The 26,555-nt window shown below is 66.5% G+C and carries 21 protein-coding genes and 2 tRNA genes; 14 read left to right on the top strand and 9 right to left on the bottom strand.

Going from position 1 to position 26,555, the window contains the following annotated elements:
- Nucleotides 1-25: 25 nt before the first annotated feature.
- Complete coding sequence (locus tag ASF98_RS09395) at nt 26-2,356, bottom strand: prolyl oligopeptidase family serine peptidase (RefSeq protein ID WP_055800682.1); 2,331 nt, start codon at nt 2,354-2,356, stop codon at nt 26-28.
- A gap of 60 nt (nt 2,357-2,416) precedes the next feature.
- On the opposite strand from ASF98_RS09395, the gene ASF98_RS09390 reads away from it, so the two are divergent.
- Entirely contained in the window at nt 2,417-4,429 is a 2,013-nt protein-coding gene (locus ASF98_RS09390; protein ID WP_055800680.1) for an FAD/NAD(P)-binding protein, read from the top strand.
- Between the two features lie 258 nt (nt 4,430-4,687).
- Here ASF98_RS09390 and ASF98_RS09385 read toward each other — a convergent pair whose 3' ends face one another.
- The 3 genes from ASF98_RS09385 to ASF98_RS09375 form a co-directional block, all read right to left on the bottom strand.
- Nucleotides 4,688-9,280 carry an ExeM/NucH family extracellular endonuclease gene (locus tag ASF98_RS09385; protein WP_055800677.1) on the bottom strand — a complete coding sequence of 1,531 codons (4,593 nt, stop codon included), beginning with the start codon at nt 9,278-9,280 and terminating at the stop codon, nt 4,688-4,690.
- Between the two features lie 370 nt (nt 9,281-9,650).
- Nucleotides 9,651-10,472 carry a VOC family protein gene (locus tag ASF98_RS09380; RefSeq protein WP_055800675.1) on the bottom strand — a complete coding sequence of 274 codons (822 nt, stop codon included), beginning with the start codon at nt 10,470-10,472 and terminating at the stop codon, nt 9,651-9,653.
- 179 nt (nt 10,473-10,651) lie between these two features.
- Nucleotides 10,652-10,739: transfer RNA gene (locus ASF98_RS09375), tRNA-Ser, on the bottom strand.
- Nucleotides 10,740-10,862: 123 nt separating this feature from the next.
- On the opposite strand from ASF98_RS09375, the gene ASF98_RS09370 reads away from it, so the two are divergent.
- The 7 genes from ASF98_RS09370 to ASF98_RS09340 all read left to right on the top strand — a co-directional run bounded on the left by ASF98_RS09370 (nt 10,863) and on the right by ASF98_RS09340 (nt 17,330).
- Nucleotides 10,863-11,846: an NAD(P)H-quinone oxidoreductase gene (locus ASF98_RS09370; RefSeq protein ID WP_055800671.1), complete on the top strand. Its 984-nt coding sequence runs from the start codon at nt 10,863-10,865 to the stop codon at nt 11,844-11,846.
- Between the two features lie 134 nt (nt 11,847-11,980).
- Nucleotides 11,981-12,517, top strand: a complete 537-nt coding sequence (locus tag ASF98_RS09365; protein ID WP_055800668.1) for a PadR family transcriptional regulator — start codon at nt 11,981-11,983, stop codon at nt 12,515-12,517.
- A 143-nt stretch (nt 12,518-12,660) separates the two neighbouring features.
- The gene (locus ASF98_RS09360) at nt 12,661-14,961 is read left to right on the top strand and encodes a carbon starvation CstA family protein (RefSeq protein WP_055800665.1); all 2,301 of its coding nucleotides are present in this window, start codon (nt 12,661-12,663) and stop codon (nt 14,959-14,961) included.
- Nucleotides 14,962-14,974: 13 nt separating this feature from the next.
- Nucleotides 14,975-15,166 (top strand): YbdD/YjiX family protein, encoded by a 192-nt coding sequence (locus tag ASF98_RS09355; RefSeq protein WP_055800663.1) that lies wholly within the window; start codon nt 14,975-14,977, stop codon nt 15,164-15,166.
- A 155-nt stretch (nt 15,167-15,321) separates the two neighbouring features.
- Nucleotides 15,322-15,945, top strand: coding sequence for a bacterial proteasome activator family protein (locus ASF98_RS09350; RefSeq protein ID WP_055800660.1), 624 nt, complete (start codon nt 15,322-15,324; stop codon nt 15,943-15,945).
- A 7-nt stretch (nt 15,946-15,952) separates the two neighbouring features.
- Nucleotides 15,953-16,408, top strand: a complete 456-nt coding sequence (locus ASF98_RS09345; protein ID WP_055800657.1) for a hypothetical protein — start codon at nt 15,953-15,955, stop codon at nt 16,406-16,408.
- A gap of 76 nt (nt 16,409-16,484) precedes the next feature.
- Entirely contained in the window at nt 16,485-17,330 is an 846-nt protein-coding gene (locus ASF98_RS09340; protein ID WP_055800655.1) for an aldo/keto reductase, read from the top strand.
- 110 nt (nt 17,331-17,440) lie between these two features.
- Here the strand turns inward: ASF98_RS09340 and ASF98_RS09335 are convergent, their stop codons facing one another.
- Entirely contained in the window at nt 17,441-17,677 is a 237-nt protein-coding gene (locus ASF98_RS09335) for a hypothetical protein (protein ID WP_055800652.1), read from the bottom strand.
- A gap of 39 nt (nt 17,678-17,716) precedes the next feature.
- Nucleotides 17,717-18,718, bottom strand: a complete 1,002-nt coding sequence (locus ASF98_RS09330; RefSeq protein ID WP_055800650.1) for a hypothetical protein — start codon at nt 18,716-18,718, stop codon at nt 17,717-17,719.
- 86 nt (nt 18,719-18,804) lie between these two features.
- Here ASF98_RS09330 and ASF98_RS09325 point away from each other — a divergent pair, with 86 nt between their 5' ends.
- Entirely contained in the window at nt 18,805-19,281 is a 477-nt protein-coding gene (locus ASF98_RS09325; protein ID WP_055800648.1) for a hypothetical protein, read from the top strand.
- An 82-nt stretch (nt 19,282-19,363) separates the two neighbouring features.
- Entirely contained in the window at nt 19,364-22,243 is a 2,880-nt protein-coding gene (locus ASF98_RS09320; protein WP_055802369.1) for a cation-translocating P-type ATPase, read from the top strand.
- On the opposite strand, the gene ASF98_RS09315 is transcribed toward ASF98_RS09320, so the two are convergent.
- Nucleotides 22,157-23,482, bottom strand: coding sequence for an MFS transporter (locus tag ASF98_RS09315; protein WP_235505747.1), 1,326 nt, complete (start codon nt 23,480-23,482; stop codon nt 22,157-22,159). The two genes, ASF98_RS09320 and ASF98_RS09315, sit on opposite strands and share 87 nt — an antisense overlap.
- Before the next feature lie 92 nt (nt 23,483-23,574).
- On the opposite strand from ASF98_RS09315, the gene ASF98_RS09310 reads away from it, so the two are divergent.
- Nucleotides 23,575-23,982: a hypothetical protein gene (locus ASF98_RS09310; RefSeq protein WP_156372362.1), complete on the top strand. Its 408-nt coding sequence runs from the start codon at nt 23,575-23,577 to the stop codon at nt 23,980-23,982.
- Nucleotides 23,983-24,033: 51 nt separating this feature from the next.
- Here the strand turns inward: ASF98_RS09310 and ASF98_RS09305 are convergent, their stop codons facing one another.
- Nucleotides 24,034-24,792 carry an SDR family NAD(P)-dependent oxidoreductase gene (locus tag ASF98_RS09305; protein WP_055800642.1) on the bottom strand — a complete coding sequence of 253 codons (759 nt, stop codon included), beginning with the start codon at nt 24,790-24,792 and terminating at the stop codon, nt 24,034-24,036.
- 195 nt (nt 24,793-24,987) lie between these two features.
- On the opposite strand from ASF98_RS09305, the gene ASF98_RS24130 reads away from it, so the two are divergent.
- Together ASF98_RS24130 and ASF98_RS09300 are read left to right on the top strand one after the other, a co-directional pair.
- On the top strand, nt 24,988-25,152 hold the full coding sequence (locus tag ASF98_RS24130; protein WP_156372361.1) for a hypothetical protein: 165 nt from the start codon (nt 24,988-24,990) through the stop codon (nt 25,150-25,152).
- The gene (locus tag ASF98_RS09300) at nt 25,152-25,445 is read left to right on the top strand and encodes a helix-turn-helix domain-containing protein (protein ID WP_442854034.1); all 294 of its coding nucleotides are present in this window, start codon (nt 25,152-25,154) and stop codon (nt 25,443-25,445) included. Before ASF98_RS24130 ends, ASF98_RS09300 begins: the two co-directional genes overlap by 1 nt.
- A 13-nt stretch (nt 25,446-25,458) precedes the next feature.
- Here ASF98_RS09300 and ASF98_RS09295 read toward each other — a convergent pair.
- A tRNA-Thr gene (locus ASF98_RS09295) sits at nt 25,459-25,531 on the bottom strand.
- Between the two features lie 237 nt (nt 25,532-25,768).
- On the opposite strand from ASF98_RS09295, the gene ASF98_RS09290 reads away from it, so the two are divergent.
- Nucleotides 25,769-26,524, top strand: a complete 756-nt coding sequence (locus ASF98_RS09290; protein ID WP_082506777.1) for an HAD family hydrolase — start codon at nt 25,769-25,771, stop codon at nt 26,522-26,524.
- Nucleotides 26,525-26,555: the final 31 nt, after the last annotated feature.

Below are 26,555 nucleotides of genomic sequence, written 5' to 3'. Positions count from 1 at the left end.
ACGGGCCATCCAGTGCAAAACGGTGCTAGTTGTCGGAACGGCCTGCCAGGGAACGCCACAGGAAATGCTGGCTCCGGCTCTGCAATGCGGCCGCCTGGCGGTTGTCGGAGGCACCGGCGTGTCCGCCCTCCAGCGCCTCGTGGAACCAGACATTGGGGATGCCCATGGCCTGCATGCGGGCCGCCATCTTGCGGGCCTGCACGGGACCCACCCGGTCATCGGACGTTGCGGTCCAGATGAAGGTCTCCGGGTAGTCCACACCGTCGCGAAGGAGGTGGTACGGCGAGAACGTCCGGATGAACTCCCAGTCCCCGGGCACGTCGGGGTCCCCGTATTCGGCGATCCATGAGTAGCCGGCAGACAGCTTGGTGTAGCGGCGCATGTCCAGCAGGGGCACACCGCAGGATACTGCGCCGAACAGTTCCGGGTACCGGGTCAGCATGTTGCCCACCAGCAGCCCGCCGTTGGAGCCGCCCACACAGCCCAGCCGCTCCTTGGAGGTGACTCCACGGGAGATCAGGTCCCTGGCCACGGCAGCGAAGTCCTCGAACGCGCGGTGGCGCTTTTCCTGCAGTGCGGCGCGGTGCCACGAGGGTCCGTATTCGCCGCCGCCGCGGATGTTCGCCACCACGTAGACGCCGCCGCGGGTGTGCGTCGGTCCGTCGGCTCCGGCTTCGGCCCCTGCGGCCGGGACCCCTGCGGCCGGGGCCCCGGCGTCCGTCCGGCGTTCCAGCCAGGCCCGGCCGATCGCACCGCTGTAGGCAGGCGTCCGGGAAACCTCGAACCCGCCGTAGCCGGACAGCTGCGTGGGGTTGTGGCCGTCAAGCACCAGGTCCTTGGACGCCACCTGGAAGTAGGGGACCCTGGTGCCGTCGTCGGACACGGCGAAGTGCTGCTGGACTTCGTAGGCGGAGTCATCAAAGTAGGACGGCGAGGTGCGGATCACCTCGTGCTCGCTCACCACCTCCCCGGTGCTTCCGCGCCGCAGCGTCCCCCGGGTCAGCGTGCTGGGCGTGGTGAAGCCGGTGGCCACGAGCCAGAAGTCGTTCCCTGCGCCGGGGGCTTCCCCTTCCGGTACCGGCACATTGCCGCCGGAACCGTCGTCGTCCGTCCCGTCGTCGTCCATGCCTGCCTCGTCCTCGTCGTCGACGGCGAAGGCGTTGACGTCATGCAGCGGCGGGCAGGCGTCCAGCAGCGCGGAGGCCCATGCCGACTCATTCCCGCTCTCGCTCCCGGGCCGTTCCGGATCCAGGACGCGGATCTCCGAGGACACATCCCGCAGGAGGTTGAGCAGCAGGAAGTTGCGGGTCCAGCTCCACGACTGCAGCGACGTGTGCGCGTCCGGGGTGAACAGGACCGCCAGCTCGCGGCTTCCGGCAAGGTAATCCTCGAACCTGGCGGCGAGCAGCGAACCGGCGGCGTACGTGGTTCCGTCGACGTCCCAGTCGCCCTGCGGACGGAACAGCAGCCACTCCCGGTGCACGCTCAGGTTCACGTCGGTCGGGGCGTCGATGACCACCCACGATCCGTCCCGCAGGACCGACGTGCTCTTGTTGAAGAAGCTGATCCAGTCCATGGCGAAGGTCCGCTCGAATCCCGGCGTGGAGTCATGCGCCACCAGCGCCATCATGTGGTCTTCGGGGATTTCAAACAGCCGTTCGGCTGCCGGGAGCGATCCCCCGCGGGCAAGCCGGACGGCGGTGCGCGCGTAGGACGAGGTGGTGCTGGGCATGCCTTCCGCGGTGGTGGACACCAGCAGCGTGTCCCGGTCCAGCCAGGAAGCGTTGCCTTTGGCCGTGGGCAGGTCGAAGCCGCCGGACGCCGGGTCCACGAACGTCCGGGCCTCGACGTCGAACTCGCGGTAGCGGTTGGCGTCGCCGCCGTCGGGGGAGAGGGCCAACAGTGCCAGCCGGTGCGGTTCGCCGGGCGCGGGGCGGAGGAAATTGGCGCCGTGGAAAACCCACTCTTCGCCTTCCGCGGCGGCCAGCGCATCGACGTCCAGCAGCACATCCCATTCGGGCTGCCCGCTCCGGTAGCTCTCCCAGGACGTCCGGCGCCACAGCCCCTTCGGGTTCTGGCCGTCCCGCCAGAAGTTGTAGTACCAGTCGCCGTGCTTGCCCACCATGGCGATCTTGTCCGTGGAGTCCAGCACCTCCAGGATGCGGCTTTCGAGCGCGGCATAGTCGGCGTCTTCGAGCAGGTCCTCGGTGCGGGCGTTCTGTTCGCGGACCCAAGCCAGCGGCTCCTCGCCGTAGATCTCCTCAAGCCAGATGTTTTCGTCGGTCGGTTCGGGCGCTTTCCCGGCGCGGGAAGAGGCACCGGACACGGGCTGGTGATCAGCTGCTGTGGTGGTCATGGCCCTACGAAACAGCATCCGCGCGCGGCTAGCAAGTCACATGCAGATACTCTGGAGGGCGTGGGCACATCGCAAAGCATCCGGACGGCACTAATAGGCGCCGGACCCCGCGGCACCAGTGTCCTGGAGCGGCTCCTCGCCAACTGGCAGCTCAGGAACCCCTCCGCTTCCGGGACTTCCGGACCCCGGAGCACGGCGAGCCTCCCCACATCCAGCCTCCATATCGACGTGGTGGACCCGTACCCGGCCGGCCCGGGCCACGTGTGGCAGCCAGGACAGTCGCGGCTGTACCTGATGAACACGCAGTCGTTCTATCCCACCGTCATTCCCGAGGACCCTGAGCTGGCGGCACCCGTGGCCGGCAGCACGTTCGAAAAATGGCGGGCAGCGCAGCAGGACAGCGCGCACCCCTCGCTGACAGAGGACGAACGCCACGAACTGGCCAGCCTCGGATCCCGCGATTTTCCCAGCCGCGCCCTGTACGGCTGCTACCTCCGCTCCACCTTGGACGAGCTGCTCGCGCACCTTCCGGAGGGCGTCACCGTCCAGTTCCACCGCACCACCGCCACCGCTGTGCGGCCGGCAGGAAACGGAACGTTCGACGTCGAACTCGAGGACGGCGGGCCGCTCGCCGTCGGTTCCGTGGTGCTGGCCCTGGGCCATCTTGAGTCCAGGCTCAACGCCGAACAGCGCGAGCTCCAGGCAGGCGCCGCGCAGCTGGGCCTCCTGTACCTGCCCCCGGCGGTTCCTGCCGACGTCGACTGGTCAGTGGTGCCAGCAGGCCAGCCCGTGCTGGTCCGTGGCATGGGGCTGAACTTCTTTGACGTTATGGGCCAGCTGACCGAGGGCCGGGGCGGGAAGTTCGTGGCAGCAGAGGGCGACGGCAATGCGGGCGGCGTTCCCGGGCAGGGGAGGGCCGGCCTGGAGTATGTCCCGTCCGGCGACGAGCCGCTGATTGTCGCGGCGTCCCGGCGCGGGACCCCTTACCGGGCCAAGGCGGACCTTGCGGGGTACTACCCGTCCGGCGTGACGCTGCGGTATTGCACCGAAGCCGCCGTCGGAAGGTTTGCCGCGGCGGGAATCACCCCCGCCTTCGACCACGACCTGTGGCCCCTCCTGCAGCGCGACGCACTCTGGGCCTACTACTCCACCCTGGTGCGGACCCGTCCGGACGCCGTCACCGAGCCGGAGGCATTCCTGGCCCTGCTTCAGGAGACGATGCGGCCGCACGCCCACAGCGTCTCCCACTGGGAGGCCGAAGTGGATGACCTGGTGGCCGAGCACGTGGCGCCGGACCAGCGGCTGAACCTTCCGGGCCTGGCAGCTCCCCTGGCCGGACGGAACTTCGCGTCGCAGGCTGAGGTGGATGCCGCCGTCGTCGACTACCTGCTCGATGACGCCCGGCGTTCGGCGCTGGGGGAGGACGACCCCGTGAAGATGACCATCGGGGCGCTGCACCACGGGCGGGCGGTGCTGAAGTCAGTGGTGGCCGACGGCGGCATCACCGATGAGTCCTGGGTCGCCGGCCTGCGTGGCTGGTTCGAGTCGTTCGTCGAAGGGCTGGCCAGCGGCCCGCCGGCCATCCGGGCGGAGCAGCTCGCAGCGCTCGCCCGGGCGGGCGTGGTCAGGTTCGTGGGCCCGGACCCTAAATTTTCGCTGGACCGCACGGCCGGTTCCTTCAAGGCCGTGTCGCCGTGGGTCAAAGGCGGGGCCATCCACGCCCGCGCCATGATCGAGGCGCTCGCTCCGGCCAACAGGGTTTCCGTCAACGTGTCGCCTGTGCTGGAACAGCTGCTCGCCGACGGCCTGGTCCGCCCCCGGCTGATGATGACCGTGGAGGGCGCACCGGTGGAGACCTCCGGGCTGGATGTCAGCCCGCACCCCTACCGGCCTCTGGGCGCCAACGGATCCGTCTCGGACGGACTGTACGTGCTGGGATTGCAGCTGTCCGCGGCGCAGTGGGGGACGGCCATCGCCGCCGAGGCGCGGCCGCAGGAGGGGCCGGTGTACCGCAGCGGCCAGCGGACCCTCCGCGACGCCGACGAGATAGCCCGCCACATCCTCGACCGCTGACCCGCACCCCCAACCCGACCCGACCCTCTCTCCCTTTCTGAGCCTTTTCCGGCGACGCTCTCTCACTTTCTTCGAGGAAGTGAGAGAGCGTTGCGGGAGGAGCGGCAGGAAGTGAGAGAGCGTTGCGGGAGGAGCGGCAGGAAGTGAGAGAGGGTCGCAGGTTCCCGGACATGAAAATGCCCCGCGTCCGGGGCCGGGATCCGAATGGATTCCCGGGCCGCGGGGCGGGGCAAGTTCAGTGGCTGTCAGGCCGGGAAACTAGCCTTTCAGGCACTTCTGGTACTGGATCCAGGCCAGGCCGTACTTGATCCAGCCCGCAAAGTCGTACCACTTGGCGGGCGGCACGGGCGCTGTGCAGACCGGCGGCACCGGGCCGCTGGCAGCAACCTGGACCGCGGCCTTGACCACGGTGCCCGATTCAGCAGCGGTCAGCACCAGGGTGCCGGCGCCTGCGGCCGCACCGGCCGGAACCTTCACGTCCACTGCGGCAGCCCCGGCGGACACCGGGATGGTGCCGAGCTGGGTAACCGTGCCCGCGGCGTCCGTAAAGGAGGCCGCCAGCGAGGTGTTGACCGGGCTGCCCAGCGACGTGAGATCCAGCTTGGAGACTGCCAGCGTGATGGAGTCGCCGGCCTTGACCTCGGCCGCCGTGGTGTTCACCACGGCAACAGTGCGGCGGGCAAAGTCCGGCGATGCCGGATTGTGCTCCTGCAGGTACTTGATCCAGGCGTCGCGGTCCACGAGGCCAGAATCCTCAGTGCCGGTTCCTTCCTTGAAAATCCGGAAGTTGTCGCCGCCGGTTGCAAGGAAGCTGAAGGTGCCGACGCGGTAGGACTTGGCCGGATCGATGAGCGAACCGTTGACCCGGATGGACGTGATGCGCTCACCCGCGGCGCGCGCGGCGTCGTACGTGGAGTTGACGTTCTTGGACAATCCGAGCTGCTGGTAGGCGCGGCTCGGGACCGTGCCGTCCGGGTTGGTCTGCCACTGCTGTTCGAGGAGCGCTTTGAACTGTGCCCCGGTCAGAGACGTGGTCCAGAGGTTGTTCACGAACGGAAGCACGGCGTTCGCTTCCGCGTAGGTGATGGTTCCGTCCGGCGCGAAGTACAGTTCGTTGCGCAGGCCGCCGGGATTCACGACGCCGATTTCGGCGGCGCCGAGGTCCGGTGCCTTGAGTGCGTCCACCAGTGAATCCGCCACAAGGTTGCCCAGGGTGGATTCGCTGGCGCGGTCGTCACGGGATGCCGGGCTTGTTGCCGTGGCGGGCGTGAAGGCCGTGGTGATATCAGCGGTGACTTTGCCGACCGGCTGGTTGCCGATGACTGCGGCGTCGGCCACAGCCTTGTCAACGATCGCCTTGACTGCTGCCACGCGCGGGTACTTGGTCACGAGGTCCGCGGCCGTCTCGGTCGTGGTGGGGACTGTGCGCTTGACGTTGCCCGCTTTGTAGCCGGTCACCTGCATCGTCCTGGTGTCGATCGTCAGCTGGATCTGGCCGATGAACTCGCCGTAGCTGCCGGTCTGGACGATGGGACGCGTCCTGCTTGTTGGCTGGCCGTTGGCATCCAGGACCGGAGCATCCCAGGCATACTGCTTGTGGGTGTGGCCGGTAAAGATGGCGTCCACCTCGGGGGAGGTTTCGTTGACGAGCTTGGCGAAGGGGCCGCCGGCTGCGATTTCCTGCTCCAAAGTGGAACCGTCGGGGGTACCGGACCCTGCGCCGTCGTGGTTTTCCACGATGATGACGTCGGCGAGCTTGTCGGCGGTGATTTTCGCCGTCACGCGGTTGATCGCTTCCACGGCATCGCCGAACCCAAGTTCGGTGATTCCGGCGGGCGTGACCAGCGACGGCACTTCCTGGGTGACGGTACCGATCACGGCCACCTTCACGCCGTTCATCTCCAGCACCGTGTATTCCGGCAGGGCCGGCTCCGTGGTGCCCTTCTTGTAGACGTTGGCGCCGAGGTACGGGAATTTGGCGTTCGTTCCGCCCGCGACGACGCGGTCCCGCAGGTCCGTCCAGCCGCCGTCGAACTCGTGGTTGCCCACGGCGGACGCCTGCAGCTCCAGGGCGTTCAGCACATCGATGGTGGGCTGGTCCTTGGCGACGGCGGAAGCGAACAGCGAGGCGCCGATGTTGTCTCCCGCGGACAGGAAGGCCGTGGCGCCCGGAGCGGCCGCTTCGCGGAGCTTTTCGATGGTGGCGGCAAACAGGACCGTGTTGGAGTCGATGCGGCCGTGGAAATCGTTGATGCCCAGGAAGTTCAGGTCAACGCTCGGCGGCAGGACTGGTGCGGCCGGCAAATCAAGGCCCACCACCACGGGATCGTGGTCGCTTGCCCTGAACTGGTCCGGCGCATAGTAGTTGGTCACATTGTTGTTATACCGGCTGTACTCCAGCGCCACGGACTCCACGGAGTTGATGTTCCAGATGTCGGCGCCCGTGACCACGGCGTTTGCGCCCGGCGAGGCAAGGACGTGGTCCAGCGAACCCACCAGGCCGCCGAACAGGTAGGAGTGCTTGGCGGAGCCGTCAGCGTTCTTGGCCTTCTCGTCCTGGTTGACGTAGCCGGCAGCGGTGAGGACGTTGAGGGGGTCTTCCTTGGCGTAGGAATTGAAGTCGCCCAGCATGAAGACCTTGTCGGTGCCCGTCGAAGCCTGAAGGTCGTTCGAGAAGGCAAGGAGTGACTTGGCCTGCTCGGTGCGGGCAAGGTTCGAGGCGCCCTGGCCCTGGTCGGTGTCCTCCGGAGTGGCGGCAGAGCCCTTGGACTTGAAGTGGTTGGCGATGGCGATGAACTTCTTGTCCTCGGACGCGCCAACTGGCTTGAAGACCTGGGCCAGCGGTTTGCGGGCGCTGGCGAAGGCCACGGTGTCGTTGTGGATGATGGATTCGCCCACCGGTTCCGCGGCGGCCTTCTTGTAGATGAACGCAGTCCGGATCATGTCCTCGTCAGCCAGCGGGGGAGCATTGGCGGGCGTACGGACGTAGTCCCAGATCCCCGGTGTGGAAATGTTCAGAGCCTCCACGAGCTTTGCCAGGGCATCGTCGCGGTCCTTTCCGAACTGCGCGGAGTTCTCAACTTCCATCAAGGACACCACGTCGGCGCCGGACTTGCCGATGGCGGCCACGATTTTGTCCTGCTGGCGTTTGAGGTTCTCGGCATTTGCGGCACCGCGGGCGTCGCACCCGCCGCGGACAGTGATGGGGTTGCCGTCACGGTCGGTGTAGAACGTGCAACCGGTCAGCGTGTCGCCAGTGGTGGGGAAGTAGTTCAGCACGTTGAAGGACGCAATCTTGAGGTTGCCTCCGACGGCGGCGGGGGCCTCGGCGCGGGTGGCGCCAAAGGTGGCCGGCTGGATGAGGCCGGCGTTTTCCGGCGTCAGGTGGGTCAGCGGCTGGAACTTCCAGGAGTTGTTGGCGTAGCTGAGCACCACGTCGGTCTGGAACGTCACGGGTGATCCGACGCGGACGGGATCCGATGTGGTCAGGTACGGCAGCACCTGCGCCTTGGTGGCGGCGTCCTTGAGGAAGTTGGTGGTGGCGCCGTCGTCCAGCTTTATGCCGCGGGCTGCGTTGGCGGCAACGGTTGCGGTGTACTCGGCCGAACCGTACGGGGCCACTGCGGTGGGCTGCTCTAGCGGTGTGGTGCCGCCGGCCAGGCCGATTTCGCCGTACTGGTTCAGGGAGTAGTTGTCAGTGACAGTCACGGGTCCCTGCGGTGCCAGCAGCATGCCTTCCAGGGATTCACGGAAGGCTTCATCCGCCGGGAGGGAGAAGCTGGTGGACTTCACCTCCGGAGCCGCCTCGGCGAGCTTGTTAAGCCCTGCCGCGTCGGCAACATTCACCTGGGTCATGCCAAAGAACTCGCTGACGGGGCCGGTGATTTCGACGTAATCACCGATGGTGACCGAGCCCACCGTTGCGGGGGAGTAGACGAAGACAGCGTCCGACGCCGTGTGGTTGGCCGGCGTCAGATCGCCGCCGGTCCCGGGGGTCTGGACGTAGAAGCCGGAGAAGCCGCCGGTGGGAAACGCCGCGGTCACCTTGCCCCGCGTCGTAACGCTGGCGCCGACGAACGGACTGGCCGCACCGGTGCCCTGGATTTCAGCGATGGTCTTTGCGCTGGGCGCAGGCGCCGGATCTACGGGACCGGGATCGACGGGACCGGGGTCCACGGTGCCGCCGGCCGCCGTCGGGGTGATGGTGGCGCTGAGGGTGAAGTCGGCCGCGTTGCTGTTGGAGTCCGCTCCGTTGGTGCGGTTCAGGCTCTTGACATCGGTGTTGCTGGCGGGCGCGGTGGCAGCCTGCGTTTCGAACGTATTGGACGTGCCGTACCCCAGCAGGTCAGCCACGTTGGCGGGCTCGATCACCGAACCGGTGGCCAGCGGAGTGAGGGCAGTGGCCTGCCTGGCCAGGACCAGGGTGCCTGTGGTTCCGGACGGGTTCAAGCCGGTGGCCACCAGGTCCGGAGTGGGCAGGTCGGCGCCGGCGGGGCTGGGCGCTCCGTTGGCTCCACCCTGGACCAGGTAGTAACCCTTCGCAGGGATGCTGCCCTTGAGGGCCGCCACTCCATTGGGGGCGGCCGTTCCCGTGCCCGAGCGGTACTGAAGGGACCAGCCATCCAGCGAAACCGGCGCATCGGACGCGTTGTACAACTCTACGAATTTGTTCTTGTAGGCCGCTCCGGAGCTGCCTCCGCTGAGGTACGCCTCATTGATGACCACTGGTGACGTGCCCGCAGCGGCCGGTGAGACCTCCACTGCGAACGCCGGGACGGCTGTCAGCGGGGCTGCGATAAGCCCCGCTGACAACGCCGTGCCCAGCGTAATTTTCCATGGTGTGCGTTTCATCCGCTCTAACTCTCATTAGGGTGCCCCGGGTAAGGGCTCGGTGGAATGTGTCCGGCTTTGTGGCGCGGACAAAAGGGCCCGGACTTTACTCCTGGTCAAGCAGTTTCCGGCACAGCAAAACAGAGTCGAATGAACGTGTGATTGATTCAGCGTGCATTCTGCGAGACGTCCCCCAGCGAAACGGTCACCGCCGGCCACAGGGCAGCATCGGCCCTGTCCCGGCAACAGTGTTCTGCGGCAGTGGTTTTGTGCATGTGCCGGCCCGCCCCATGTGCCGGACATGGCAAAAGAATACCGGCCAGTAGCTCCGATGGAAGCGGCTGGCCGGTATTTCTTAGATCAATTTTCTTAAATGGAACGCGGCGGCTCGTTAGGCCCCGGTGGTGTCTCCTGAGTCGGCCGGATCGGCGGCGTCCTGCCGGGTGTCCGCAACGATCTTGAACATTGCCCCGGTGGGGTCGGCCAGGGTTGCCAGCCGGCCGAACGGGGTGTCGTCCGGTCCGTCGATCACCCGCGCGCCAAGGCTGACGGCCTTTTCAATGGACGCGTCGGCATCCTCCACGGCGAAGTAGACCTGCCAGTTGGACGGGACTTCCGCCGGCAGGTAGGCCGAGGCGTCCATGATTCCCGCCTTGGCCGAGTCTCCCTTGCCCAGCGTGGTGTAGCGGAATTCGGGGGTGTCGCTCATGACGTCCGTGTCCCAGCCGAAGACGTCCTGGTAGAACTTGACGGCGGTGGCGTAGTCCTTGGTGTGGAGTTCGTGCCAGGCCGCGGCACCGGGCTCGGCCACGAGTTCGAAGCCGGTCATTTCGCGGGGCTGCCAGATGCCGATGGCCGCGCCGGTGGCGTCGCCAAACATGGCCATGTGGCCCTGCTCCGGGACGTCCATCGGCCCCATGAAGACCTGTCCGCCGTGCGCCGTGACCGCTTCGGCTGTGGCGGCGGCGTCGTCCGAACGCAGGTAGGTGGACCAGGCGTCAGGGAAGCCGGCCATCGTTTCATCCTTTTGCATGAGTCCTGCCACGGACTTCCCGTTTTTCGAGGCCGTGATGTAGCCGCCGTATTTTTCCTCATCGCCGGTCTGGAAGTCCCACCCGAACAGTTCTCCATAGAACTGCTTGGCTTTGGCGGCATCCGATGTCATGAGGTCGATCCAGCAGGGTGCGCCGGGCGTGATGTCAGGGCTGGGCATTGTGGCTCCTGTCGGTGGCCGCGGCAACGGACCGCGGCGGAGGGATGGTCAGTGAAGACAAACCAGACACTATTCCGGAGCACCGACACTTTCAATGGTCCCGGCACAAACAAGCCCTTAACCGGGATTAACGGAAAATGCCCCGGGTCCTGATGGTTCAGGGCCCGGGGCATTCTTCGCGGAAGGTAAGAGATTCGAACTCTTGGTACGGGGTTACCGCACACTGGTTTTCAAGACCAGCTCCTTCGGCCGCTCGGACAACCTTCCTTACCGAGTAGTGTTTCATAGGCAGTTGGCTGCGACAAAAACCGTCCGGAGTGTTTGCGGGCTCGCGCGGCCGCTGCACACTATTTTTTGTGGCAGGAAGCAGCTAGGAATCGGGAGTTTTCCATGAAGGCCGTCTACGTTAGCGAGGCCGGCGGGCCTGAGGTGCTCGAAGTGCGCGAGGTCCCAGCTCCGGTTCCCGGCCCCGGCGAGGTGCTGATCGACGTCGTCGCCGCGGGACTCAACCGGGCAGATGTCCAGCAGCGCAGGGGGTTCTACCCGCCGCCGCCCGGTGCGTCGGACATCCTTGGCCTGGAAGTTTCCGGCCGGATAGCGGGCTTCGGCTCCGGCGTGTCCAAACCGTTTTCGGTGGGGGACAAGGTGGTGGCACTGCTCTCGGGCGGCGGTTACGCCCAGCAGGTGGCGGTCCCGGCCGAACAGGTGCTGAGGATTCCCGACGGCGTGGATCTGGTCACTGCCGCGTCCCTCCCCGAAGTGGCGGCCACCGTCTATTCGAACCTGATCATGACGGCGCAGCTCCAGCCGGGTGAGACCGTGCTGATCCACGGAGCCACCGGCGGAATCGGCACCATGGCCATCCAGCTGGCCAAGGCCTTTGGTGCCACGGTGGCCACCACGGCCGGAACGGCTGAGAAGGTGGGCACCGCCAAAGCCTTCCTCCATGCGGACATCGCCATCAATTACACGGAGGAGGACTTTCCCGAATCCCTCCGTGCGCAAAACGGCGGACACGGGGCCGACGTCATCCTGGACGTTGTAGGCGCCAAGTATCTCGGGCAGAATATTGACGCCCTCGCGGATTACGGCCGGCTGATCGTGATCGGACTCCAGGGCGGCACCAAGGCGGAACTGGACCTTGGAAAGCTCCTCAGCAAGCGGGCCGCCATCATCGGCACGGCGCTCCGCCCGCGCCCGGTGGCGGAGAAGGGCGTGATCATGAACGCCGTCCGGGATGCGGTGTGGCCGCTCCTGTCGGACGGCCGCATCCGGCCCCTGGTAGCCAAGACGTTTCCGCTGGAACAGGTGCGGGCGGCGCACGAATACTTCGACTCCGGCGACCATGTGGGGAAAGTCCTGCTCGTCATGTAGCCGGACGCCAGGCCCGCAAATGAATACCCGGTATTGCCTCGACGTCGAAATCACGCTACTGTAGTTCCATACGCGGTATGCACGCGTCTTGGGGGCGCGTGTATGCCGTCGTCTTTGCGACATCAGGGGGCAGTATGTCCATTCGCCATAGTCTCCTCGCCCTGCTTCAGGACAAGCCCCGTTACGGGTACCAGTTGAGGGTCGAGTTCGAGGACCGCACCGGCTCTGCCTGGCCGCTGAACATCGGGCAGGTCTACACCACCTTGGACCGGCTGGAACGGGACGGGCTGGTCACGAACGACGGCGGCGACGGCGAAGGCCACGTCATCTACAGCATCACCGACGCAGGCCGCGGCGAAGTCACGGGCTGGTTCCAGGCCCCGGTGGCCCGCAGCAATCCTCCCCGGAACGAACTCGCCATCAAGCTCGCCCTCGCCGTGACCATTCCCGGCGTGGACGTCCCGGCCGTCATCCAGGCCCAGCGCACCGCTTCAGTGAAGGCGCTCCAGGACTACACCAAGACCCGTCGCGAGGCCTCCGCCAGCCTGCGCCGGGCGGACACCGCGTGGCTGCTGGTGCTGGACTCACTGATTTTCCAGACCGAAGCAGAGGTCCGGTGGCTGGATCTTTGCGAGGCGCGGATGGCGCAGTTGAACACGCCCACACCCTAGTCTGCTAACCGCTCAACGCTCCCGTCCGACCGTTCAGCGAGAGCCTCAAGAGCGCCACCCCAAAAGCAGTATCCCTGCGTCCGGGGCGTTGATATGGTGCGAAGGGGAGATCACTTTTCAGCTGGGGTTCTCGAGGAGGAGACATGGGCAAAATGCCGGATGGCAAGGCGCGGACAGCATTATCGGAGGACGCTTTGGTGCATGATCCAAAGCTTCCACCAACATCGGTGGACGAGGCGGTCCGGGAGGCCGAAGAACGCAAATGGACACCGACGAAGATCGCCATCTGGGCCGCGATCTCGCTGCTGGGCGGCGTTTCCTGGTTCATGCTGGCCATCGTCCGAGGCGAGACGGTCAACGCGATCTGGTTCGTGTTCGCCTCCGTCTGCACGTACCTGATCGGCTACCGCTTCTACTCCAAGGTGATCGAACGGTACATCACCAGGCCTAACGACCGCCGGGCCACCCCTGCCGAGTACAAGGCGGACGGCAAGGACTACGTCCGCACCGACCGCAACGTCCTGTTCGGCCACCACTTTGCCGCCATCGCCGGCGCAGGCCCCCTGGTCGGCCCAGTTATTGCGGCCCAGATGGGGTACCTGCCCGGCACCATCTGGATCATCATCGGCGTCGTACTGGCCGGAGCGGTGCAGGACTACCTCGTCCTGTTCTTCTCCATGCGCCGTGGCGGCCGCTCGCTGGGCCAGATGGCCCGTGAGGAACTCGGTGTGATCGGCGGCACCGCCGCCCTGATCGCCACCCTGCTCATCATGGTGATCATCGTCGCGATCCTGGCCCTCGTCGTCGTGAACGCGCTGGGGGAAAGCCCCTGGGGCGTGTTCTCCGTGGGAATGACCATCCCTATTGCCCTCTTCATGGGCGTCTACCTCCGCTTCATCCGCCCAGGCAAAGTCATGGAGGTGTCGCTGATCGGCTTCGTGCTGCTGATGGCCGCCATCATCGGCGGCGGCGCAGTGGCCGGGACCGAGTGGGGCGCGGCGTTCTTCCACCTGGACAAGGTCACCATCGCGTGGGGCCTCATCGTCTACGGCTTCATCGCCGCCATCCTTCCGGTCTGGCTCCTGCTGGCTCCCCGGGACTACCTCTCCACGTTCATGAAGATCGGCGTGATCGTTATGCTTGCGCTGGCCATCATCGTGGTCCGTCCCGAAATCACTGTGCCCGCGTTCAGCGAATTTGCCAGCAGGGAAAACGGGCCGGTGTTCCCCGGGGCGCTCTTCCCGTTCCTGTTCGTCACCATCGCCTGCGGCGCCCTATCCGGCTTCCACGCACTGATCTCCTCCGGCACCACCCCGAAGCTGATCGAAAAGGAACGCCAGGCCCGCCTGATCGGCTACGGCGGCATGCTGATGGAATCCTTCGTGGCCATCATGGCCCTCGTGGCAGCCATCTCCATCGACCGCGGCCTGTACTTCGCCATGAACTCGCCGGCCGCCCTGACCGGCGGCACCGTGGAAACGGCGGCCACCTGGGTCAACAGCCTGGGCCTGTCCGGGGTGAACATCACTCCGGACCTCCTGTCGGAGACCGCCAGAAACGTCGGTGAGCAAAGCATTGTGTCCCGCACCGGCGGTGCGCCGACGCTGGCCGTCGGCCTTGCCCACATCATGCAGCAGTTCATCGGCGGGACGGCCATGATGGCGTTCTGGTACCACTTCGCCATCATGTTCGAAGCACTGTTCATCCTCACGGCCGTGGACGCCGGCACCCGCGTGGCACGCTTCATGCTGCAGGATTCCATCGGCAACTTCATCCCGAAGTTCAAGGAGCACTCCTGGCGGCCGGGAGCCTGGCTCTGCACGGCTGTGATGGTCGGCGCCTGGGGCGCTGTGCTGCTGATGGGCGTCACGGACCCGCTGGGCGGCATCAACACGCTGTTCCCGCTGTTCGGAATCGCCAACCAGTTGCTGGCAGCCATTGCGCTGTCCGTCTGCCTGGCCATCGCGGCACGGCGGGCCTCGTTCAAGTACCTCTGGATTGTGGCCCTTCCGCTTGCTTTCGCAGCCGTCGTCACCATCACTGCCAGCTTCCAGAAGATCTTCTCGCCGGTTCCGGCAGTGGGCTACTTCGCCAACAACGCCGCGTTCTCCAAGGCCCTGGCCGACGGCAAGACGGAATTCGGCACGGCCAAGACGGTTGCGGCCATGGAGGCCGTGGTCCGCAACACCATGATCCAGGGGTGGCTGTCGGTGATCTTCGTAGTGCTGAGCATCATCGTGATCATCACGGCGATGGTGGCCACAGTGAAGGCGTTCCGGGATGCGAAGCAGGGCGTTGCCCACGTAGACCACGAGGACCCGGCCGTGCCGTCCCGCGCCTACGCGCCGGCGGGATTCATTCCCACGGCTGCTGAGCGGGAACTGGTGGCCGAGTGGAACAAACTCCCTGCCGACCTGCGCCTCGAAAAGGCCGCACACCACTGATGCGGGGCTGGTCATGAACGCGATACTCGAAGGGTTCCGTGGCTTCGCCCGTTATTTCGGCGGAGTAATGGGAGCGGATGCCTATGCGAAGTACCTGGAGCACCACGAGGCCTCAGGGCATACGGAAGCGCCCATGACCGAGCGCGAGTTCTGGCGGGACCGCACGGACCGCCAGGACAATAATCCGCAGGGCCGCTGCTGCTGACCGGCCGCTGCTGATGGGAACACCTGCGCCGGGGCGCCGTCGGATCTTAGGGTCCGACGGCGCCTCTGGCCTTTTCGGGGCACCGCCGGTTCCGGCCGGGTCAACTGGCTTCACGGACGCGCGCCTGCGCTCGCGGCTCGTGAGAGTATGAAGCCATGAGCGATCCGAACGACACTCAGCCTGCTGTTGAGGACCCCGTAGAGGGCACCACCCTGGACGACGCTGCATCTTCCCGCCCGGCGTTTGGCCCTCAAACCGGCCCCCGGCCGAGGGGGAGCAACCTCCAGGACCTGGTGGATGAGCCCGCCAAGGTGATGCGGATCGGCACCATGATCAAGCAACTGCTGGATGAAGTGAAATCGGCACCCCTGGACGAAGCCGCGCGCGGGCGCCTGGCAGCAATCCACGAACGCTCCATCAAGGAACTCGAGGACGGGTTGGCGCCTGAACTCGTCCAAGAGCTGGAACGGATCAGCCTGCCCTTTCCGGAACAAGCGACTCCTTCGGAGGCGGAACTGCGAATTGCCCAGGCCCAGCTCGTCGGCTGGCTGGAAGGGCTGTTCCACGGCATCCAGACCGCCATCGCCGCCCAGCACGCCGCGCGTGAACACGCCGCCGCGCAGAGGCAACTGCGCCAGCTGCCGCCAGGAACGGTTATTGCTCCGGGGGTGGTGATCGGTGAGGACGGCGAGCCACAGCGTGCCCGGCTGCCGCATCCCGGAGGGGAGCGGGCCGGCACACCGGAAGATCCGGACCACGGTCCCGGCCAGTATCTCTAGGGTCGGCGTGGCATTCTTCGCAGCTGCCCGCCAGGGGCGCAAAGACGACGCCGAGCTCGGCAAAGGGCTGTGGCGGCGCGCCCACGACCGTTTCCTTCGCGGGCTTGACCGGTTCCACCAAGTCCTGGAAGGGGTGGAGGACGACGTGCTGTATGCCGAGCTCGTGGAGATCGCCAATGATCTCGCCGGCCTCGCCATCAGGGTCCGGCAGGTCTGCGTCGAAGCCCAGCGGCGCTCACCCAGTGACGGCCTGGACATCCCGGGCGCATTGGCCGGCGTCCACCGATCACTGTCCAAGGCGGGCAACTCCCTGGCGACCACCGCGGAGGCGGCAGCGATGCTGCGCCTCGCCGTCGGGCCGGTGCCGGTAGGCGCTGCCTCGGTCCGCCGACGGGCCGAGTCAGTCTTTGAACAGATCGCCGACGCTGAACGCCGCCTTGCCGAACAGCCGCAGGATTCGTAGCTATTCCCGGTTAAGCGCCTAGCTTAGCCGGGCGTTTCTGCTCGCCGGGCGCTGCTCCCGTTGGCAGTATGAAGTAATGACTTTTTCTCCTGAACTGACTTTCAACGACGGCAACACCATTCCTCAGCTCGGCTACGGAGTGTGGCAGGTTGAGGACGACGTAGCGGAAAAGGTAGTGGTCCAGGCCTTCGAGGCCGGGTTCCGCCACATCGACACCGCCAAGATCTACGGGAACGAAGCAGGCGTGGGCCGCGCCATTGAGCGCTCCGGGTTGAAGCCTGAGGACATCTTCATCACCACCAAGCTGTGGAACGCGGACCAAGGGTACGAGTCCACCCTTGCGGCCTTTGAGGCGTCCATGGAGCGCCTGGGCCTCGAAACCCTGGACCTGTACCTGATCCACTGGCAGCAGCCGCAGCAGGACAAGTACGTGGACACATGGAAGGCGCTGATCGAGCTGCAGAAGCGCGGCCGGGTCAAGTCCATCGGTGTCTCCAACTTCACCACCGAGGGACTGCAGCAGATCATCGATGAGACCGGTGTTGTTCCGGCCATCAACCAGGTGGAGCTGCACCCGTTCTTCAACCAGGCCGAACTGCGCGAATTCAATGCATCCAAGGGCATCCTCACCCAGGCGTGGTCGCCGTTGGGCCAGGGCGGCGAGCTCCTGGAGCACCCTGCCATCGCGGAGATCGCGGCCAAGCACAGTGCCACGCCTGCGCAGGTGGTCATTGCCTGGCACCTGGCTCTCGGCAACGTGGTGATTCCGAAGTCCGTCACCGAGTCCCGGATCCGCGAAAATTACGCGGCCCTCGACGTGACGCTGGATGAGGCCGACATCGCAACCATCAACGGGCTGGACCGGACTGCCGAAGGCACCGGCCGCATCGGACCGGACCCCGCTGTCTCCGATTTCGCCTAGAAAGGTTCAGCGCCTCCGGCTTAGCTCCACCGGAATTCCACGGAATAGCATCGAAGACTAGGTCGGTCAGAGGCCCCGCACTTGCACAGTGCGGGGTCTCTGGCGTTTCTTCAGGCCGCCAGCCGTCCCTGTTCCGCGGGCACAGCGTCGATAACGGCCCAGCCCTGCTCGTCGGAAATGTTCCGGTTGGCGAATCGCTCCGCCTCCGGCAGGGAGTCGAACGTTTCCCTGCGGATCAGGCCGCAGTCGGTATCAAAATAGGTGACGTGGAATTCCCGGGGCTCCGGTGCGTCGCCGGCGAGGTTTCCCCGCGTAGTCGCCTGGCTGGTGCTGAGGTTCTTATCCATGAATCCAGTGTGCAGCCGGCCTCCGACAGTAAAGGCGACTCAGTCCGGCGTGTTGCGAAGCCGGAGCACCCTCTCCCTCGCGAGCACCTCCGCCCGTTGTCCCTTTTCCGCTGCGCGGCCGGCCAGTTGCATCTGAGCAGCAGCGGACTCCCGCCGCCGCCTCGCCAGCTCGAACTCCTCGTCGACCTTCTTGAGGCGTGCGCGAAGGCTCCGGGCCTCGTCGCCCAGCCGGGTCAGGGCTGCCTCGGCTTCGTCGAAATCCGCGGTGCGTTGCTCCGCCTCCTCCGCCGCTGACCGGGCGGCTTCTTCCGCTTCGGCCAGGCGGGCCTCGGCGCGCTCGACCGCCGACGGCGCGGGAGCCGGCCGTTTCGTCCCGACCGCCTTCAATCGCGGTTTTTCGGCGGACCTTACAGCAGACGGGCTGTCCGGTGGTGCGGGCTCCGGAACGCCGCGTGTCGGTGTCGCGGAGGCCCGCCGCGTCCCCGCCGGCGGGCCGCCATCCGGCCTCGGCACCGGCTGCGCGGGGGCGCGGGGGACCGCCACGGCATCCCGAAGGTCCACGCGGTCCACGCCGTCGGCTGACAGTACCCGGAGCAGGCGGCCGCTCCGCACGGCTGCCGCCGCGCTTTCGTCCACGGTGGCGGCCCGCAACGTCGCTTCAACCTCGGCTGCGACGGCGGCACTCACCTTCCGCCCCTGCTGTTCCGCCACCTCGCGTGCCGTCCCCATCACGCGGGTGAGCAGCTGCCGGCGCTCCTGGGAGAGCGCGCGGAGGGCACCGGCGTCGAGGTCTTCCTGGGCGCCGCGCATGGCGGCTCCAAGCTTCGCCAGCTCCCCGAGCGAGTCCGGCCGGTGGACCGCCAGCATGTTCACCGCCCAGGCCGCCGCCGAGGGCTTGGGCAGGGCACGGACTGCATCAGCGAGATCCCGCCCGGCGTCCGCGGCAGCAGCTTTCGCCGCCGCGGTCCTGGCGGCCACGAATCCTTCGAGCGGCAACCGATAGAGCGCGGAGGCAATATCAGCCAATTGTTGCTCTCCCATGCGAGCATCATAGGGGCCCAGTTCACGCGCCGGCGCGACGACGTGTCAATCCATCGGGGACCCGATGCTGTAGTGGAGGAAATCGAATGATCGAAATTGCCGGGCTGCCTGCCCACATTCTCCTGATCCACGGCATCGTCGTGCTGTCTCCGCTGGCGGGGATCGCGGCCATCGTCTACGGCGTATGGCGTGCCGCGCGGGAATATCTGGTGTGGCCCCTGGGCGTGCTCTCCCTCGCCTTGGTCCCGTTGACGCTTATCACCGCCCAAGCCGGTGAACAGTTGGAGAAAACACGCCCGGCGTCGCAGATCCTCCACGAGCACGTTGAACAGGGCGACCTGCTGAAGTACCTTGCCGTGGCGTTCTTTGTGGTCATGTCGGCGATGCTGGCTGTCACCCACGAACCCTTTGCGCGGCGGCTGGGCACCATCGGGCGGCTGCAGGACAACCGAGCGGTGCGGATCGCCGCGTTGACGGTGGGCGCCCTGGCGGGCGCAGCCCTGATCTACCAGAGCATCATGACCGGCCACTCCGGGGCCGCGTCAGTGTGGGCAGGCCGCTGATTCGACGCCGGACGGGGGGCCGTAGGCCCCTTGCGCCACCCAGCCCGGTGGGCAAGGGTTGGGGCATGTGGGTGACAGCGCCATGACGGATGCCCCTCGGCAGGCGGCATCCCTCGATGCTGTCCCCTGGTACCTCTGCGAGGCTGCCGAAGCGGTGGCCGCCTGCGGTGTTGACCCCGCGACCGGCCTCTCCTCGGCGGAAGCCGCCCGCCGGCTCGAGCGCGACGGACCCAACGAACTCGAGTCCGCGCCGCCAGCACCCTGGTGGCGACGGGTCGTATCCCAGTTCCAGGATCCGCTGATTTACCTGTTGCTGGCTGCGATCGCCATCTCAGTCGTCGCCTGGGCAGCGGAGGGTGCCCGCGGAGTTCCGGTCGATGCCGTCGTGATCAGCGCCGTGGTCCTGTTCAATGCGGTGCTGGGCTTCGTCCAGGAAAACAAAGCCGAGACAGCCGTGACGGCCCTGCAGGTCATGACGGCGGCCAACTCCACCGTCCTGCGCGACGGCGAACTAAGGACGGTGCCCTCAGCGGGGCTTGTCCGCGGTGACATCCTTGTCCTGGGCGAAGGCGATGCCGTGGGCGCGGATGCCCGCCTGGTCACCGCCACGTCGCTCCGTGTCAGCGAAGCCTCCCTGACCGGAGAGAGCGAGCCGGTCTTCAAGAACCCGGGAACGCTGTCCGGAAATGTTCCGCTGGGCGACCGGGTGAACATGGTGTTCAAGGGCACGGCCGTCACCCAGGGCGTGGGACGGGCAGTGGTGACCGGAACGGCCATGGACACGGAAGTCGGCGCCATCGCCGGGATGCTTGAGCGGACGGTCGCCGAGCCGACGCCGCTGCAGAAGGAAATTGCGGGCGTGAGCCGGCTGCTGGGCGCCACGGTGATCGTCATCGCCGTCGTCGTAATGGTCACCGTGGTGGCGGTTAACGGCGTCAGTTCACTGAGCGATCTTGTGACTGTGCTGCTGCTCGGTGTGTCGCTCGCAGTGGCGGCTGTCCCGGAGGGGCTGCCCGCCATCCTGTCTGTTGTGCTGGCGTTGGGCGTGCAGCGCATGGCCCGGCGCAACGCCGTCGTGAAGCAGTTGCACTCGGTGGAAACGCTCGGCTCCGCAACGGTGATCGCCTCGGACAAGACCGGAACGCTGACCCGTAACGAGATGACCGTGGGCCGGATTGTCACCGCCTCGGGCGAGGTGGAACTAACGGGTGTGGGCTACCGGCCCGAGGGCCGTGCCCGCCAGGAGGGCAGGGAGGATATCGATCCGGCCGTGCTGCTGGAGGCCGGTCTTGTCCTGGCCGGCGGCACCTTCGCGAACAACGCCCAGCTGACAGAGCACGACGGCGAGTGGGAGATCCAGGGGGATCCCACCGAGGCGGCCTTCCTCGTCGCAGCCCGCAAGCTTGAGGGGGTCACGGAGCGCGTCGGCGAATATGAACGTCACGGTGAAGTGCCGTTCACCTCGGAGCGGAAGCTGATGTCAGCGGTGGCGCACCACAAGGAACTGGGCACGCTGTCCCTGGTCACCAAGGGCGCACCCGACGTGCTGCTCGGACGCTGCACCGGGCTGCAGGTGGGTGAAAGCATCGTCCCGCTGGACAGTGCGCGCCGTGACCAGGCGCTTGCAGCGGTTGATGCTTTGTCCGCGCAGGCCTTCCGGACGCTCGGCGTCGCCTACCGCCGGTACGGGGACGCGGACAGGCACGAACTTGAGGTGCTGGACGAAGCTGATGAAAGCACACTGGTATACCTCGGAGTGGTGGGGATTATCGACCCGCCCCGGGCGGAAGCCGCCGCTGCGGTGGCGGCAGCCCAGCACGCCGGCATACGGGTGCTGATGATTACCGGCGACCATCCGCTCAGCGCGGCCCGGATTGCCGGCGACCTGGGGATAGCAGCGGCGGGGGAGCGGGCGGTCACGGGGGCGGAGCTCGATGCGATGGATGAGGCAGGGCTGCACGCCGTCACGGCTGCCACCTCGGTCTACGCGCGGGTGGCACCGCAGAACAAACTGCAGATCATTGATGCGCTCCAGGCGCAGGGCAACGTGGTGGCCATGACGGGGGACGGAGTCAACGACGCGCCGGCGCTGAAGTCTGCGGATATCGGCATTGCCATGGGCGTCGCCGGGACGGAAGTGACTAAGGAGGCGTCCAAGATGATTCTGGCTGATGACAACTTCGCCACGATTGTTGCGGCCGTCCGCCAGGGCCGCATCATCTTCGAGAACATCGAAAAATTCCTCCGCTACCTCCTGTCCTCCAATATGGGTGAGGTCTTCACGGTTTTCCTCGGGGTCGTTTTTGCCGGAGCGCTGGGCCTGGCCGGTGCCCCGGGCGAGGCTGTCGCACTGCCCTTGCTCGCCACCCAGATCCTCTGGATCAACCTGGTGACGGATTCCGGCCCGGCGCTCGCCATGGGGGTGGACCCTGAGATCGACGACGTCATGGCGCGCCAGCCACGCAGGACCACCGAGCGGATCATCGGCCGGCGGATGTGGTCCGGCATCCTGTCGGTGGGCCTTGTCATGGGGCTCGCCTCCCTGCTCGCCATTGACATCTTCCTGCCGGGCGGGCTGGTGGAAGGTGCCGATTCCCTGGACGTGGCGCGTACCGCCGGGTTCACCACCCTCGTGTTCGCCCAGTTGTTCAACGCATTCAACTCCCGTTCCGAGACGTCCAGCGCGTTCCACCGCCTGTTCGTCAACAAATGGCTGTGGGGCGCTGTGGCGCTGGCTGCGGTTCTCCAGGTCGCCGTGGTTGAGGTGCCATTGCTGCAGCGGGCTTTCGGGACGGCATCCATGGACGCCTACCACTGGGGAGCATGCGTGCTCCTGGCATCGGCAGTCCTGGCTTTCGGTGAGCTCCGTAAATTGTCATTCAAGCTCCGGACCATGGGTAGACTCCGGGGCGGGGCCGGTCCCCGGGAAGGGTCCAGGCCCCGGGCCGCGTCGGCGGAATGACCGGACCACGGTTGCCAGCAGCAGGACCATCGAAACCGTCTGGAGGGCCGCCACGGCGGCAATGAGTGCAGGACGGGAGCCGTAGAGCGCGCCGTAAAGGGCGCCGCCGGCGAGTGCGCCGCCCCCTTCGAAACCGGCGAAGATTCCGTAAGCGGTTCCCTGCCTCGCCGGAACCACCAGGTCGGCCACCAGTGCCTTCACCGTGGAGTCCTGGATGCCCGTGGCGGCTCCCCACACGAACACTCCGGCCAGCACCTGTCCCGCGCCCGAGGAGAACGCCAGCACCGGGATCAAGGTAACCAGGGCCGGCAGGACCAGAAGCACGGCGCCGCCGGCGCGATCGTAGGCGTAGCCGCTGGCGAGAGCTCCCAGGGCGGCGGCTGCCATGCCGGCGGCGTAAACCAGCGGAACGGCGGCGACGGCAACGCCAACAGTGGACGTCAGATGGAACGCGATGACTCCGAAGGCCACCAGGCCGGCGCTCCAGAAGAAGGCGGAGACGGCGAAGAGGACGAACACCGCAGAAAGGCGCTCCCTCTGATGTGCGGCAGGTGCCCGGGCGTCCGAGGCTTTCTGCACGTCCCGTGCCCCCGGCACAGGTGGTCCGTGTGGATCGGGGATGCGGCGCCGCATCCGGAACAGGAGTGCCATGGCAAACGTGGCGGGAATCGCCAGGACCGCGAACGCCAGCCACAGTGCACCGGTTGCCGCGATGACAGCGGAGGCGATCAGCGGACCGGCAAATGCGCCGGCAAGATCCAGTGACTTGTGCACCGCGAAACCGCGTCCACGCCCGATTGGCTCGGCAACGGCGGCCAGCAGGACGGTCTTCGCGGGGCTCCGGACCGCCTTGCCCACGCGATCGCCAATGATGAGGGCAGAGGCCAGCATGAGCCCTGCGACACCGAGAGCGGGCGTCACGGCAAGCAGCGGGATGCACAGGGCAGTGAGGGCATAGCCCGCCAGCGTGAACGTCCAGTATTTCCCGGTGCGGTCCGCCCACGGCCCGAAGACCAGCCGAAGCCCCTGGGCTGCTGCCTCGGCGCCGCCGGTGACCAGCCCGATCACCAAAGCGGAGGCACCCAACTGGGCAAGGAGCGGTCCGGCGAGCGGGCGTGCGCCGTCGGACACGGCATCAACGGCCAGGCTGACCAGCCCGAACCTGAGCACCATGCCCCACGGTGAGGCCGGAGGTGCCCCGCGCTGGGGAGCTGTCCTGTCCGACGGGCGCTGTTCCACAGCTCAAGAATTTCGGACGGCGTGCCGGAATTCAATAGCGCCGGCCTTCGCGGTACGGGTGCCCTGCAGCAGCCAGCGGATAAGATCGCAGAGTGACGAACTCACCGGGAGACGAGCGCTACGTTGTCCGCCGGTGGTGGAGAGGGCGGGCCCTGCCTTGGGCAGGGTTGGTCGGCGTTTCCATCATCCTGACAGGCATTTCCTTGGAGCGGACAATGTTGTTCGCCTACGAGCCGGTGCCTGAGTTTGTGGAGCGGCTGCGTGTGGGCCGGCTGTTTATGCTCGCCGGCTCGGCTGCTTCCATTGCAGCGGCGGTCTGGTCCCAGATCCGGCAATATCCGCTGTGGGTGACGCTCTGCGTTGCGGCGCCGGTTGCACTGGTGGGCCTGGCCACGATGATCACCACGCCGCCGTCGTTGATGCCGCAGATCTTTGGTTTGTTCGCCCTGCCGGCCGCGCTCGTAGGGCTCATCGGGGGCGTTACCTTCAAGCGGCGGTGACCGGGGCGCCTCCCACAGCGTCGTCAGGAAACCCCGGTTACCGGCCTGCTGTCATACGGCCGTGTAGCCGCCGTCCACCAAGTAATAGCCGCCCGTCATGAACGACGCTTCCTCGGACAGGAGGAAGCTGACAAGGTGGGCAACTTCCTCTGCCGTGCCTAGCCGGCCCAGGGAATGCTTCCCTTCGAGGGCCTTCCGGACTTCGGGGCTGAGGCTGCTCTCGACAAGGGGTGTCTTGATGTAGCCGGGGCCGACCGAATTGATGCGCAGCCCGTGTGGGCCGTACTCGGCGGCGGCGTTCTTCGTGATTCCGACCACGCCGTGCTTGGCAGCGGTGTAGGCGCCGTTGCCCGGCGCCGCAACCGTGCCGTGGATGGAGGCCATGTTGACGATGGCGCAGTTGCCGCCGCCGGCTTCGAGCATTTGCGGGATCTGGTAGCGCATCCCGTAGAGCACACCGTTGAGGTTGATGCCGATGACCTTGTCCCATTCGTCCAGGTCCGTCTCGCCTGCGGGGGCGTGCTTGCCGCCGATGCCGGCGTTGTTGACCGCGAAGTGCAAAGCTCCGTAGGTGTCCACGGCGTGGCGGACAACCATCTCGGCGTCCTCCTTTTTGGCGGTGTCCTGCCGCACCGCCGAGGCGGTCCCGCCGGCATCCACGATTTCCTGGACAACCCGCTGCGCCGCATCCAGGTTGATATCGGTGACAACAACGTGGGCGCCTTTCGTGGCGAGTTCCTTGCTGATCGCTTCGCCGATGCCTGAGCCGCCTCCGGTGACCAGGGCGACCTTGCCGGTGAACTGAGCCATGTTGGGGCTCCTCTCTGTAACGTGCCGCAGAAATTCCGTCTGTCCCTTACAGTCGCTCATCCTACTCATGGAGTATGTACGGTTCGCCAAGGAGCGTCCACCGGCCGTTGACCAGGCCTGCTGGCTGCCGGCGGCGCTCTCCTGGCGCTGGCCGGCACGTTCGGCCAGATCCTCGACGGGTGGGCGCTGGGCCGGGTGGCGGAGATGATCGCGGCGAGCGGGCGCACCCCGGGTGTGTCACACGGTTTCGCGGCTGAGATCAATGTCGCCCCGTTGACAATTGGCCTGGTCATGGTGCTGGTCGCCGTGGTCTTACAGTACGGCCGCCGCCTCCAGCAGGACACCGAAGGGCTGGTCTGATGCCGGCAGATGATGAGGGCTCGGATATTCACTGCCGCCTCGATGAACTCCTCGAGGCGCGGGGGATGACCCTGACGGAGCTGAGCAAGCAGGTCGGGGTGAGCCTGGTGAATTTGTCGGTGCTCAAGAACGACCGGGCGCGGGCGATCCGGTTTTCCACGCTGACGGCGATCTGTGACGCGTTGGACTGCCAGGTGAGCGACCTGCTGGTGACGGGCCGGGCGTCCTCCAGATCAGCAGATCAGGAGCTCTTCAAACCAGCGAAAAGACCCCCCAGAAACCTTGATTTCTAGGGGGTCTATCCCGAGCTTCCTATCAGAATCGAACTGATGACCTTTTCATTACGAGTGAAACGCTCTACCGACTGAGCTAAGGAAGCACCGCACGACAAAACCCGGAAGAACCGGGCGGATCATGCAAGAGACAACTGTAATAGAGTCCCCTGCCCGGGTCAAAATGAGCGGATCGTAAGTCCGCAGAATGGCAGTGGCGGACGTTGTCTGGATGTTCACCCTGCGGTCGGTGCGGGTTCAGCGCGGGGTCCCGGAGCGCTTGCACTGTGGAACGACCAAACGCGGCCGCGTCGGCGGCCGCATGTCAGCGAAGGGGCTTGGCCATGACTCCGGACACAGCAGACGCATCCGCACCGGAAGCCGCACCCGCACTCCGCGGCACGCTTCCCGGCGCCGCCCACGAGGTACGGCTGGCCGTGCTCGCGATGGTGGGAACAACAGTTTTCGACGGCGGCCTGCTGGAGCGCGCCATGACCCGCACCCTGGCGGACCAGGGCGTGGGGGAAGGATCGGCCCAGTTCGAGCGCATGCTTCGCTACGCCAAGGACACGGCGGGCATGTCGAAACTCGCCGTCTTCAGCCAGCTGTTCGAGGACCGGCACCGGGCCGCCGCAGCCAACACCTTTTTCGAACGCAGCTGCGACGAGCTGATAGCGGAAGGCGTCATCCAGGCTGTTCCGGGCGCGGAGGACGCCATTGCGTGGCTCCGCGAAGCCGGCATCATGGTCTGCCTTGCCACCGGCTTCGGCCGCCACACGCAAAACATGGTGCTGGAGAGCCTCGGCTGGATGGGGCTGGCGGACCTGAGCCTCTGTCCGGCGGATGCCGGGCGGGGCAGGCCCTATCCGGACATGATCCTGACGGCCGTCCTCGCACTGGACCTGGATGACGTCCGTAAGGTCGCAGTGGTGGGGGACAGCTGCGCCGACATCCAGTCGGGCCTGCGGGCAGGCGCGAGCACAGTGGCGGGTGTCCTCACCGGAGCCCACGGGGAACCGGCGCTGCGCGCGGCCGGCGCCACCGCCGTCGTACAGTCCATCCGGGACCTGCCGGTGCTGCTGGAGCCCCGGTCCGAGTAGTCCGGTCCAACTGATCCGGTCTCGTAGTCCG

This window comes from Arthrobacter sp. Leaf337, assembly GCF_001423745.1.
GTDB lineage: Bacteria > Actinomycetota > Actinomycetes > Actinomycetales > Micrococcaceae > Arthrobacter.
This window is presented reverse-complemented; position numbering and strand designations above follow the sequence as displayed.